11 protein-coding genes are annotated in these 12,291 nt (G+C 58.4%); 1 reads left to right on the forward strand and 10 read right to left on the reverse strand.

Going from position 1 to position 12,291, the window contains the following annotated elements; translation table 11 throughout:
* Positions 1 to 57: 57 nt before the first annotated feature.
* Positions 58 to 4,104 carry a CHASE domain-containing protein gene (locus U9R61_RS01970; RefSeq protein ID WP_322487145.1) on the reverse strand — a complete coding sequence of 1,349 codons (4,047 nt, stop codon included), beginning with the start codon at positions 4,102 to 4,104 and terminating at the stop codon, positions 58 to 60.
* A gap of 72 nt (positions 4,105 to 4,176) precedes the next feature.
* A complete protein-coding gene (locus U9R61_RS01975) occupies positions 4,177 to 4,665 on the reverse strand; it encodes a flavin reductase family protein (protein WP_322487146.1) in 489 nt (162 codons plus the stop codon).
* A gap of 530 nt (positions 4,666 to 5,195) precedes the next feature.
* Here U9R61_RS01975 and U9R61_RS01980 point away from each other — a divergent pair.
* Positions 5,196 to 5,651, forward strand: coding sequence for a hypothetical protein (locus U9R61_RS01980; protein ID WP_322487147.1), 456 nt, complete (start codon positions 5,196 to 5,198; stop codon positions 5,649 to 5,651).
* Here the strand turns inward: U9R61_RS01980 and U9R61_RS01985 are convergent.
* The 8 genes from U9R61_RS01985 to U9R61_RS02020 all read right to left on the reverse strand — a co-directional run.
* Positions 5,614 to 5,994 carry a hypothetical protein gene (locus U9R61_RS01985; RefSeq protein ID WP_322487148.1) on the reverse strand — a complete coding sequence of 127 codons (381 nt, stop codon included), beginning with the start codon at positions 5,992 to 5,994 and terminating at the stop codon, positions 5,614 to 5,616. The two genes, U9R61_RS01980 and U9R61_RS01985, sit on opposite strands and share 38 nt — an antisense overlap.
* Positions 5,991 to 6,278, reverse strand: a complete 288-nt coding sequence (locus tag U9R61_RS01990; RefSeq protein ID WP_322487149.1) for a YhbY family RNA-binding protein — start codon at positions 6,276 to 6,278, stop codon at positions 5,991 to 5,993. Before U9R61_RS01990 ends, U9R61_RS01985 begins: the two co-directional genes overlap by 4 nt.
* Positions 6,275 to 7,057, reverse strand: coding sequence for a dolichyl-phosphate beta-glucosyltransferase (locus U9R61_RS01995; RefSeq protein ID WP_322487150.1), 783 nt, complete (start codon positions 7,055 to 7,057; stop codon positions 6,275 to 6,277). The genes U9R61_RS01990 and U9R61_RS01995 overlap by 4 nt, the downstream gene beginning before the upstream one ends.
* Complete coding sequence (locus tag U9R61_RS02000; protein WP_322487151.1) at positions 7,054 to 8,016, reverse strand: glycosyltransferase family 2 protein; 963 nt, start codon at positions 8,014 to 8,016, stop codon at positions 7,054 to 7,056. The genes U9R61_RS01995 and U9R61_RS02000 overlap by 4 nt, the downstream gene beginning before the upstream one ends.
* Positions 8,013 to 8,867 carry a dTDP-4-dehydrorhamnose reductase gene (gene rfbD / locus U9R61_RS02005; RefSeq protein ID WP_322487152.1) on the reverse strand — a complete coding sequence of 285 codons (855 nt, stop codon included), beginning with the start codon at positions 8,865 to 8,867 and terminating at the stop codon, positions 8,013 to 8,015. The genes U9R61_RS02000 and rfbD overlap by 4 nt, the downstream gene beginning before the upstream one ends.
* A gap of 65 nt (positions 8,868 to 8,932) precedes the next feature.
* Complete coding sequence (locus tag U9R61_RS02010; RefSeq protein ID WP_322487153.1) at positions 8,933 to 10,429, reverse strand: response regulator; 1,497 nt, start codon at positions 10,427 to 10,429, stop codon at positions 8,933 to 8,935.
* A gap of 69 nt (positions 10,430 to 10,498) precedes the next feature.
* Positions 10,499 to 10,924 (reverse strand): hypothetical protein, encoded by a 426-nt coding sequence (locus U9R61_RS02015; RefSeq protein WP_322487154.1) that lies wholly within the window; start codon positions 10,922 to 10,924, stop codon positions 10,499 to 10,501.
* Between the two features lie 399 nt (positions 10,925 to 11,323).
* The coding region (locus tag U9R61_RS02020; protein ID WP_322487155.1) for an SdrD B-like domain-containing protein at positions 11,324 to 12,291 on the reverse strand (968 nt) is incomplete at its 5' end.

A 12,291-nucleotide genomic window follows, 5' to 3' on the forward strand; every position in this document is an offset into this window, starting at 1 on the left:
ATCGACCTCATCATTATGTCTGATTGTAGCACAAGACTCGTACCACACACAACGGAATTATTTGGCATGTTGCTGTTGCTGCAAAAGCTGCCCGATACGCTCGACCAACTGGCGCAGACTAACCGGCTTGGTCAGATAATCGGTTGCGCCGGCCAGCAAGCAACGCTCGCGATCACCCGGCATCGCCAGCGCGGTAACGGCAATAATCGGCGTGGCAGCATACATCGCTTGCGCGCGTAATTGCCGTATCGCTTCTAATCCGTCCATTTCAGGCATCTGAATATCCATGATGATCAGATCGGGCTGCCATTCGGCAGCGACCGCCAACGCTTCGCGCCCATTCCGCGCCACCCGTAACTCGTAACCACGGGCAGCGAGGTATTCGCTCATAGTTGACAGGTTGAGTTCGTTGTCTTCAGCCAATAAGAGCTTAGCGTCTAATCCACAGCGCAGGTGCAACGTGGTCGTTGACTGCGGCGAAAAAGTCATTTGGCTCAAGACACGCCGAACCGAAGCCCGATCAACCGGTTGCACCAACCATGCCACCGCGCCGGCTGCCAGCGCTTGTTGGGCTTCATCCGCCGTGACGATGGCAATCACTGGGATCGAACGCAAGTCAGGATCGTGTTGCAAGCCAGCGAGAAGCTCCCAACCCGCGCCGCCAGCCATGTGAAGATCAAGCACGATCAGATCGGGACGCATTGCGACTGCGTGTTCAAGCGCGCCATTGCTCTGCAGCACCAACACCGGCTGGATCTGCTGCTCTTCGAGGTAGCGGGCTAATTGATCGGCCATCGTCACCGAATCGACGATCACCAACGCCAACCGCAACGGTGACCATTCGTCATCATTCGTAGTTGCAACGGCATGCGTTACCGGTTGATACGGCAACGTTACCGTAAACATACTGCCTTTCCCCGGTTCACTGGTTACTGAAACACTCCCACCGTGCAGATCGGTGAGACGCCGCACCAATGCCAACCCCAAGCCGCTACCCTCATGTTGGCGGCTGAGGCTGCTATCGAGCTGCACAAACGGCTGGAAGAGTGACTGCATCTGTTCAGGTGCAATGCCAATACCGGTATCGCTGACCGTAAAGGCAATCGTGCCTTGGGCCGCATCGGTTGCAACTCGCAACTCCACTGAACCGCCGTTGGGGGTAAACTTAACCGCATTGCTCAACAGATTGACCAGTATCTGTTTGATACGGCGAGGGTCGGCTAAAAAGCACGCCTGCGGATTGTCGATCCATAGCGAAAGGCAGATCTGTTTCTTGTGGGCCTGCTCTTTGACCAGTGTCAGGCTCGCTTCGCACAGATCACTGACCGCGACCACCTCTTTGCTGATGTCCATCCGCCCCGCTTCAATCTTGGTCAAATCGAGCACATCGTTAATCAGAGCCAACAAATGGCGACCACTCGCCTCAATCGCCAGCACAGCCGCTTGCTGCCGCTCGTTGAGCGGGCCGCGCAACTCTTCTAACAGACTCTCGCTGAGGGCAAGGATCGCGTTCAGCGGTGTGCGCAGCTCGTGGCTCATATTGGCGAGGAACTCATCTTTGGTGCGCACGGCCCGCGCCAGTTCGGCATTGGCCCGGCTCAATTCGGCGGTACGTTCGGCAACGCGGCGGGCGAGCAGATCACGTTCAGCCTGCAAGGCTAACTCAGCCATACGCCACGCCGTGATATCACGCACAATCGCGATCGCCTCATCGTCGGCGGGACTAGCTTTGATGCGCGCTTCAAAGAAGCGTTCGTGATCGTCGATCTGCCATTGATAGGCTATGGTCTGTAATTCGCCGGTCGCAAACGCCATAGCCAGTGCATCGCGCAACTGCCGGCTCGCATCCTCCGGCAACACTGTTTCAAACGGTTGGCCGAGAAACACGTCCGGCGGTTGAATGAGCAGTGCGTTAGGCGGTGCCGAGAAATCAATGAAAACGCCTTGCCGGCTCAGTCGAAAGACCATATCCGGCAACGTACTGACAATGAGATGATTGCGTTGTTCGCTCGCGCGGAGCTGCGCTTCTTGCCGCCCGACTACGATGGCAAAGGCAACATCATCGGCCAGTTCTTTGAGCAAGCGCACTTCGTCAGCATCGAAAAAAGCGGGCTGGCCGGCATAGAAGCTTAAGGTCGCATACACCTCGCCATCAACCAGCAACGGAAAACTCGCCGATGCGCGATACCCTAGCCGCAGCGCCGCTTCACACCATAATGCCACCCGTTCATCAGTCGCAAGATGATTGACAATCATTACTTGACCGCTGCGCAGCGCCCGCGCCGTCGGGCAGGTCGTATCTTCGCTCAACAGGATATGGAGGTTATCTAGATAGTCGCCTGCTTCACCGGCGAATGCAACCGGTTCCAAGCGATCACTGCCTGTTTGCCGCTGCCCGATCCACGCCATCCGAAACCTTCCCACCTCAACCGCAATCCGGCAGATTTCTTGAAAAATCCGCTGCGGCTCACGTTCGCGGATGATCATCTGGTTGATGGCGCTGAGCAAGGCATACGTGCGAGTGAGCCGGCGTTGGCGCGCGTCGTGCTGCTGGCGCTGGCCGATAAAAAGAAAGAAGACTACGAGGCTAGCGATGGCGATGAGCGTGCGGCTCACGGCATCCCAATGCAGCCATCGATTCGGGAAGGTCGCGCCGGGCCGCAACACAAATTGCCAGACCCGGCCATAGCGATTCTGCTCGATGACAATCGGGGCATCACGCACAAATGCCGCCAGATCAAGCTGATCGAGCGATTGCGCTGCGATCGTTGTGTGAAAGGCGAGCGGTTGCAGCGAGCCATTGGTGACATCGAGCAAGAGTACCTCAAGGTCCGGTGGCACGATCGGACGTAATGCTTGCTCGATCAACTCAGCCGGCACTACCAAGAACATGACCATCCCGGCAATCCGGCGCTGGCGTTCAGCCACATCGTGCGGCGGCGGCCCTGCGGTATATACCGGCATCATCAGCAACACCGACGGCGTCTTGACCGTTGCCACATACGGGAAGATCGGCCCTGTCATCATGATCTGCCCGCTATCGCGCGCCTGCGCCAACGCCTCGCGCCGTACCGGCTCGACCGCCATATCCATGCCTAACACTAGACGGCGCTCGGCAAATGGTTCGACATACGCCAACGGGAAATACTCAGGCCTTCGGCCTGCCGGCAGGCCGAAGGCTCCCGGCTCGCGCACCCGAAAGTCTGGCAAACCGGTTTCCTGCATCTGGCGCTCGAAATCTACTCGTTCGGCCTGTGTCACGCGCTGCGCCCAACCGGCCGACTGTAACGCCGGTAGCTGATTGAGGATAGTGCGCACAAAGACGCGAAACTCATGCTGTTCAACCTGCTGCGAAGCGAGAAAGAACGCACCAATGCTCTGAAGCCCTTGTTCGTAGCGCATTAGCCGGTCATCGATCAGACTCATGATCTCGTTAGCATCGGCTTGGAGTTGATCGGCATACCGCTGCTGGGCATCGCGCCAGATCAATTGCAAACTAAAGAGCAGCAATGCCAGTAAGAGGCTGCTCACTGGCCACAGAAACGGTTCCCGCATAGGTCGCTGGCGCCAATGGTAGACGCCAACGACCAACCACGGCGTGACCAGCCAAACGCCGGCGAGAACGTTGAGCCACCAGTGCCAGCCGGCCAGCGGCCAATCGGCAGCCAAGCGCACTCCGGCAGCCGCCATTGTCGCTGCGCCGATGAATGGCGCCGGCAGGACGGCCAGCGCGAGTAACCCGCAAACCAGCAAGACACGCGGTAAGGATGCCGGCGGCAGCGGCTCGCCAAACCGGTACACGAGAAAAGAACCTAGCCACGCCTGCCCCAAAGCGGCACCGGCCAAGATCAGCGCCGAGAGCAACAACCGCTCAAACGGGAGACCTAGCTGCCAGAAGACGGCGCCGTATCCAACCAAGGCGCCGGCAAAGATGACCGGCAAGATGCGGTTGCCGGCCAGCAGCACACCGCCTAACGCCACACCGGCGGCGAGCCAAATCAATGGTAAGCCGCGGGTGGTGATAACCGGTTGTGCGATGAGCCAAATCAGTGCAGCGTGACCAAGACCAAAGCCAAGCAGTATGCGCCGGCGTAGGTAGATCATTTCCGTACACTCCGGTAGTTACGCCGACATCAACCAACGCTACCAGAGTGAATCGTAGCACGTTGGAGAGATTTACGCCAACGCCGGCGATACTTCCGCTAATTGGCGGTACGCGCCGGCAAAGTACAAGAGCGGTTCCCCTTCAGATGCGCAGCGCAGTGCAAGCACCCGCCCCAGCACAATCAGGTGATCGCCGCCGTCGAGGATGCGATCGCGGGCGCAGACCAATGTAGCAAGGCTATCGCGCAACACTGGCGCGCCAGCTAGCTCGATCATTGGGATATCGAGATCAGGCTGTGGCCGGCCGGCAAAATGGCGCGCAATCGCTTCTTGATCGGCGCGTAAGATATTCACCGCAAACTGAGTCGCTGCGCTGATCACCGGCGCCATACGCGCCTTGCGATCGACACAGACGAGCAACAGCAACGGATCAAGCGAAACCGAAGTGAGCGAGTTGGCAGTCATGCCGCGGATTTGCTGGCCATCACTGGCGGTAATCACCGTCACCCCAGTGGCAAACAAACCCATTGTGGCGCGATAGTCACGTGGATCGACAGTCATTGAGCATCTCAACATATTTCAAAACTTCTTCCTTATAGAAGTATACGCCGAGTAAGGTGAAATGAGCAAGGTTCTATGGAGTGCGGCAGTTAAACTGCCGCACTATCTCCCGGCGAGGGGTTTCTCAGCTGGCCGGCGCACCCTATGCAAGCTGTTGAGGGGCGGACCGCAGGCTGCAGGTCTTCACCCCCTGCCCCTCTCCCGCGCCAGCGAGAGCGGGGCTGAGGGTGAGGGTGCTATCGTGCTCACCACCGAGAGCGCGCCATCCATGGGTCAGGGTGCTATCGTGCTCACCACCGAGAGCGCCGAGGGCGCGGATGACGATCGCCATCCCAAAAAACCTTTGCATCCTTGGTGCCTTTGCGTTTACCATCTCTGCGGCTTTGCTCGCTTTGCGCCTTGGTAATTAGCCGTCACCCCCCGCTCCCTTCTCCCTCTTCCCCAACTAGTTGTCTCTTCGCCTGCTCTGTGCTATGCTGTATAGAACAAATTATTGTCGTAAGATCGGTTTTTATCAAATAGGTGCAACGATGACCATCACCGATCGCATGCTGACTGGCGCTATTGCCAACAATCCCGGCAATTACCAAGGCGATGGCGAGTGGCGCTACTCGATTACCCAGCGCACCCTCTACTTCAGCAAAGCGGCCGCCCCCGATCCGCGCGATAAAGAGCCGTTCTTTCCTTTACCATCGTTAAATCCCGATGGATCAGGGCGGATGGAGCGCGCGTTTCGCCAGTTTATCCGCCGGCGTTGGCCGCCAAGCCGGTGCGCCGAATTAGAGAAGTTTGCCGAACGCAAAGGTTGGCATTTAGCGATGGAATTGAAGTACGGCGGCGGCGCACTTGAAGACTACGAAGCCGCCGAATGGCAATATGTGGTCAACCGCGAATTGCAGCGGCTCGCCGCCGAAGTACGGGCTCGCATCGCTGAACTCGAGGCGCAAGCTACCCAACCTGACCCGACACCTGGAACTGGCGGGTGAACGTCCGACTCAACCGGCGGTAGACCAACGTCGCCGTGATGGTATACGCCTCACCGGCTCGCGCCGTCCCAATCAACGGCACCTCAGCCTCGAGCGCCTCGCCGTCAACGGTGACACTCCCCGTAGCGCCGCCGGCGCATTGGAGATCAAAGATCACATTGACCGGACGGCTGCCGGCGCTGTAGCCCCAACTCACGGTCGCATACACTGGCCCGATCCCGCTGAGGCTGGTAATCCGCAGATTGCGCAGCCACGCCGGAAGAATCGCGCCGCGCACCGTCATAATGGTCACCACCGACCAGAACGAGAACCAGAACCCGCGTTGCAAGGCTTTCGTGTTCATACGTGGATCTTCCTCTGCGCCGGATCGCGGTGCTGGCGGTAGAGGATCGCCGTGTGGCCAATAATTGCCACCAACATCGCCCCGGTCGTCGCCACTATTGTCTCGACCAACTCCTCTTTCATGTCTTTGTAGTCGAGAAATCGTACTTTGATCAACTCGTGGGTCTCGAGTTCTTGTTCAACCTTCGACAGAATGTTTTCGGTCAGTCCATGCTTGCCGATCATCACCGTGACCGGCAACGCATGGGCGAGGCGGCGCAGATGCGCGCGTTGAGCAGGAGTCATCGGGGAGCAACCTCCTCTACCGGGGCGGATGTAATATCATACCGGCCACGGAGATCATTCCAGCGCACCCGCAGCACATCGCAAAGATTGCGCCACGAGTCGCGTAGTGGATTGACTTTCGTTTCCGCGCCGTAGCGCCACATCACCGGAATCTCGGCGATCGGGTAGCCACGGCGTTGGGCAAGGAAGAGCAATTCGACATCGTACGCCGTCACAGCGGCACCGCGCACGACCGGCGAATCATCGCCGTAAATCCGCACCCGGCGGAAGAGATCGCGGGCCACGTCACGGCGCAACGCCTTGAATCCACACTGGGTATCGTTAATGCCCCGCAGGGCGACAAGGCGAATGATCCCATTGAACACCCGACCCATCACATGCCGGTACCACGGTTCACCCTCGCGGGTCGCGCCAACCCCCTCGCGGGAACCGATCGCAATCGGAAAACCAGCCTCAATCGCGGCGCGCAATCGCGGCCATTCCTCGATTGGCACTGCTAAATCAGCATCACACAGCAAGATGATCGATCCACGCGCTGCGAGCGCCCCCGCGCGCACCACAAACCCTTTGCCGCGATGATCGCAGCGCAACACGGTGACACCGGGGAAGGCAGCGGCAATTTCGGCGGTGCGATCGTCGCTGCCATCATCGACAACGATCACTTCGCTAGCGTATGGCTCGGCGGCGAGAAAAGCCATAATCGCGGCGAGCGTTGCCGGCAGGCGCCGCTCTTCGTTGTACGCTGGAATGATAATGGACAGGAATGGTTCGTTGGTCATGACGTGCTCTGCGTAGGTGGCTGGCCGAGCGCCAGTGCAGCGACGAACGGCGCTGTTTCTTCGGGTAATGTGGAACGGCGCGATAGAAAGCGCGGCAACGCGCGCAAACCAGCCACTTGGCCCCGCAACCGCGCCCGCGCGGCTGGTTCGCGAATGTGCAACAAACTGTGCAGGGCGAAACGCACCTGCGCGATCACTAACGCCGGCCAATAGCGGCGCGCCAGCGGCGGCGGCATATTTTTCACCCATACGAGCGGAAAATTGCGCCCGCAATAATAACTAGCCAAAGCGCCGCCGCCACTGGCGCTCAGCCGGTGGTAGACAACTGCGGTTGGGACAAAGATGGTGCGCAACCCTTTGCGCCGCGCGCGTAAGTTAAGATCGACATCCTCGCAGTACATCACCAACTCTTCGTCAAAGACGTTACCGTCTTCGGCCAGCAGTTCTAGTGCGCTGCGCCGGTAGGCGGCTGCGCCGGCGCAGGGCCCGAATACCTCGGCATAAGCATCGTATTGGCCGCGATCAACTTCCCACACCCCGCGGTTGCCCGGCTCGCCATTCACGCGATAGAAATCGCCTGCCGAATGCAACACCTCGCGCCGGTCGAACAGGCGCAGCTTCGCGGCGGCAAAGGCAAACTGCGGCCAGCGTTCGAGCGCGCCGATCAGCGCCGCTAACCACTTCGGGTCAGCTTCGGTATCATTGTTCAGCAAAACCACAAAGGGTTGATTGGTCACCGCGATCGCTGCATTTACCGCCGCCGCAAACCCGCGGTTCTGCGCCAACGCCAACACCCGCACTTCCGGGTAGCGCGCCCGCACCAATGCCACCGAGTCGTCGGTACTTGCATCATCAACCACCGTCACCACAAAATCACGCCGGGTCTGCGCACGTAACGAGTCAAGACACACCGGCAGCAAAGCGCTGCCATTGTAATTGGGCACAATCACATCGATCATGGCAATAACGCTTCGCGGCGCAGACGGGCAAGATAGGCGTCGAGCGCCTCTTGCCACGGACGGAACGTAATGCCCAACGCCGCACCGGCCACATTGGCCAGCGGCGTATAGGGCGGCGGCGTGCTATCGCGCTGAAAATCGCGCAAGCGGATGGAGTGGAGCGGGATGTCAACCCCAGCACGGCACAGAATTTCGGCCGCAAACTCGTAGCGCGAGCAGATGCCATCATTGACAAAGTGATAGGTGCCGTAGTAATCCGTGGTAATCAACCGCGCCAAACCCGCCGCCACATCAGGCGCGTAAGTCGGACTACCGATCTCGTCGGCCACCATCCGCAAGCCGCCAGCCGACGGGTTCGCCGCTAACCGCAACACCGTGCGGACAAAATTGCGTTCGCCGCCAAACAACCACGCCACCCGCACGATAAAATGGCGCGGCCACAACTCGCGCACGGCTTGCTCACCGGCCAGCTTGCTCTGGCCATACGGATTGATTGGGCCGGTGGGATCATCTTCAAAATATGGCCGCTGGCCATCGCCGGCAAACACCTCATTGGTGCTGATATAGACCAGCGCCGCATTGATCCGGCGACAGCCAAGGGCCACGTAGCGCGTTCCCAAGCCATTGACCCGATAGGCTAGCAATGGATCGCGCGCGCATCCATCCACATTCGTGTAGGCGGCAGCGTGAATCACCACCTCGGCACCGGTGGCCGCAATCTGCTCGACAGTGGCCGGATCAGCCAACTCAAGCTGGCCATGCCCCAACGGCGCCAGATCGTGGTGATCGGCGAGCGCGGCCATCACCGCCTGCCCTAATTGCCCATGCGCTCCGGTGATTGCAATCCGCAAGCTCTGGCTCCTTCTCTGCACGTAACCGGCTTCACAGAGTAGCAGAAGAGCTGATTAGCGTCAACTCAACGTTCATCCGGGCCAACCACGACGCCACGCACCTGTTCTTCCGCAAAGGGAATGCGGATTTCGACACAGATACCGGGCCGATCGGGGCGATTATGAATCTGGTAGCTGCCGCCAACCGCCAATACGATCCGCGCCACCTGCGCCAACCCTAGACCCATCCCTTCAACTTGGCCGGTAAAGCTGCGCTCGGATTGATAGTACGGCTGCCAAATCTTGCGTAGTTGTTCGGGTGGCAAATGTATCCCATCATCGCAAACCAACAACCGCACCTGATCACGAACTAGATCAGCATCAACGCGCACCATCACCGCCGGGTTGCGTTGGGGATGAAACTTCTTCGCATTTTCGCACAATTCCCGTAATATCGTTTCAAGGCTACGCCGCGAAATCCGCAACCGCCGCGTATCGAGCGCGGGGTCAAGATTGAGACTAACCGTCTGCATGCCCAATTCTTGACTGATCGTAGCAATCATAGCAGGCAGTTCAAACACTGTGCATGTATCAAGATAGTGCGCATCACCGGGACTGCGTACATAGAGCAAAATATCATCAATTTCGCTTTGCAGCCGGTGCGCGCCGCTAAGGGCAATGGCCGCAATGTTCCGCGCAATCGAGCGATCGAGCTGATCCATATTGTCGTGCAAGATATTCAAGCCACCAATGATACTGACCAGCGGTGTGCGCAGTTTATGCGAGATCGCGGTATGAAACGTCCACATATCGCGTTGAGCCGTGATTTGTTGCGTCACATCACGGATGGTCACGACAATTTGGTCGTCAGCCGGATGGATGACCGCCGGCTCAACTTTGAGCCACTGTTCAGAACTGTGCAGCGTTTCAGGATGCACTAAGAAGCGCTGAAGATCTATCGGGGCCGGCCACTGTTCCCATGCCTCGGATGGCGCCAATTGATACCGCTGCGCAGCTAGCTCGCGGAAGGTCCGGCTCGGCTGCTCATCAGCCGTCAAGCCAAGGTATGCCCGGGCGCGGAGATTGGCGTAGGTAATCCGATCCTGCTGGTCAAGAATGAGGCATGCGTTATCCGATGTCTCTACCACCCACTCAAACCGCGCTCGTTCGGCATTCACGCGCGCTTGCTCTTGCAAGAGCCGGCGATACCGGTTCAAGCGCAATAAGGTGTTAATCCGCGCTTGTAATTCACCGATATCAAACGGTTTAGTAATAAACTCATCCGCGCCAGCCTCGAATCCACGTATTTTTGCTTCACGATCATTCAACGCGGTGATCATAACAATCGGAATCTGGGCTAACATCGGATCATCGCGCAATGATCGGCACACCTCAAACCCGTCAACATCCGGTATCATGACGTCGAGCAGGATAAGATCGAGGTGATACTGTCTGGCCAACTGTAACGCCTGATCGCCGCGCTGCGCAGTTAGCAGACGGAGGTTGAAGGGGGCTATGGTGTCAATGAGCAGCGCGCGCATCTGCTCATCATCGTCAACGATTAACACAGTATTTTGCTCCATGGTTATATCCTACCACGGAGCTATTACCATTGGCATGACAAAATTGTTTATTTTTGGTCGAGGTATGGCTTAGATCGGACCGACCTTGCCCCGCGTTGCGCGCACGATACTGAGTATTTCCTCATCACTGAGCGGGTTGCCATTCTGTTCCCACCATTGCCGGTACCAACTGAGATTGGCGGTAAACCCGCGAATAACTTCATCACGATTCAATGGCGGCACTTTACGCCGTAACGCCTCCCGCACCTCTTGCCGTTCAGTCTCAGTCAATTCGGGCAACGACTCGAGAATGCGATCGGCGCGCAATAAAAATAATTCGCGCTCAATCGTCGGAAATTCCCCCTCGATCTGGCGAATATTACCGAGATAGGCAATCGTGCGTTGCCGCGGCTGCCCCCGTTCGTCACGGTAACTCTCGACAAGGTAGGCATCGTAGAAATTGGTATTGGCAATCTCAGCGTTTTTGTGCCGCCGCACAACCCAGCGAATATACATAGCGCCGGCTCCTGTGCGAATACGCTCAAGCTTAGGATTGGACGATACCGAAAGAGGCATGCCTGCACGGATAGGTCGATGAGTGCTCTAGCCCTGCGATGAGCCAGCAGGCGCTCGTGCCGTCCTCTGCCGCAGCGAGATGAATTGCGCCTTCCGGTAGCAAGTGATGATACGCCAAGGTAAGACTTTTTTATCTTGTCTTGTTTGCCTATTATATCATGATGCGCCAATTTTGGCATAGCTTTTTTGCTTACAAGTCAAAAGATTGTCTGAAAAACACTTTTCACCATCCAACGAACGGATGAGGTTTAGCAAGTACCCGCTCCCTTGTGCTGCCAAAAACCGGTTGCCGCCCCTGAGCAGGAGCGGCAACCGGTCAAGAACGCTGCTAACCGCCTGCTAGCGCTGGATGATTGGCAATAGCACCCGATACGTGAATTGCAGCGCCGGACTGTGCAAGGCAAACTCGTTGCGGCTGCCGTCAATTTCAATCTCGACCAGCCAATAGTGATAGCTCACGTTCGGCTGAGCCGTGCGATCGAGCCACTGGTAGCTCGCGCCAGCTCCAGCGCTGCCTTGCGCCGGGATCGGCGTCGCAACGATCTGCGCCGCATCCGCCCGGTTGCCGCTCGCGCTGCGCAAGATCACGAAGCCGAGCGTATCCCGTTCGCTGCCCGTCACCCAGCGCAGCAGCACACCGTTGCTCTGCCGCTCGGCGGTGAAGCTGAGCAGCGTGATCGCGGTTGGCGGCGCGCGGTGGATGCCTGCCCACCAACTGAGGTCATTCTGGCCGCTGGTGAGCGTGAAGACCTGCGTGCGCTGCATGTTCGGGTCAACATCGCTGTCGCTCCCGCTATCGCTACCCTGACCTTGCGGGCTAAACACCCATCCCTCCGGCAGACCAAACTCGATGTAGTAGTTCCCCGGCGGTAGATCTGTGAACAGATAGCTGCCGTCGCTGCCGGTCACAACCGTGCCAACCAGTGTGTCGTCAGACCGGTACAGCCTGACCGTGACCCCGCTAACGCCCTCTTCGCCCGCTTCGGCAATCCCATTGGCGTTGAGATCGTTCCAGACCCGGTTGCCCACGCTGGCCAACTGGAAGATGCCGAAGTCGATGGTCAGATTGCTGTCGCGCCCGTCGCCATCAACGGCCGTATCCGGCTCGCTATCGGGTCGCAGCTCGATCAGGCCGCTGACGATGTTGAAGGCCGAGTCGGCATCCGCCTGTCGCGTACCGTTATCGTCGTTGTCGCGATCGGTGTTGGCATCAGGTGCCGGCTCATACGGCCTAGCCGTTAGCGAGAAGTCGCCAGTGCTGCTGCGGTAGCCGGTCCAGAAGCCGTCGATGCCGAATTGCCATCCCG

The sequence above is a fragment of the Chloroflexus sp. genome (assembly GCF_034431535.1).
Lineage (GTDB): Bacteria > Chloroflexota > Chloroflexia > Chloroflexales > Chloroflexaceae > Chloroflexus.

What these genes read in the sequence shown, in the direction of transcription:
- U9R61_RS01970 (WP_322487145.1), bottom strand. Translation starts at nt 4,104, where the DNA reads ATGATCTACCTACGCCGGCGCATACTGCTTGGCTTTGGTCTTGGTCAC.
- U9R61_RS01975 (WP_322487146.1), bottom strand. Translation starts at nt 4,665, where the DNA reads ATGACTGTCGATCCACGTGACTATCGCGCCACAATGGGTTTGTTTGCC.
- U9R61_RS01980 (WP_322487147.1), top strand. Translation starts at nt 5,196, where the DNA reads ATGACCATCACCGATCGCATGCTGACTGGCGCTATTGCCAACAATCCC.
- U9R61_RS01985 (WP_322487148.1), bottom strand. Translation starts at nt 5,994, where the DNA reads ATGAACACGAAAGCCTTGCAACGCGGGTTCTGGTTCTCGTTCTGGTCG.
- U9R61_RS01990 (WP_322487149.1), bottom strand. Translation starts at nt 6,278, where the DNA reads ATGACTCCTGCTCAACGCGCGCATCTGCGCCGCCTCGCCCATGCGTTG.
- U9R61_RS01995 (WP_322487150.1), bottom strand. Translation starts at nt 7,057, where the DNA reads ATGACCAACGAACCATTCCTGTCCATTATCATTCCAGCGTACAACGAA.
- U9R61_RS02000 (WP_322487151.1), bottom strand. Translation starts at nt 8,016, where the DNA reads ATGATCGATGTGATTGTGCCCAATTACAATGGCAGCGCTTTGCTGCCG.
- U9R61_RS02010 (WP_322487153.1), bottom strand. Translation starts at nt 10,429, where the DNA reads ATGGAGCAAAATACTGTGTTAATCGTTGACGATGATGAGCAGATGCGC.
- U9R61_RS02015 (WP_322487154.1), bottom strand. Translation starts at nt 10,924, where the DNA reads ATGTATATTCGCTGGGTTGTGCGGCGGCACAAAAACGCTGAGATTGCC.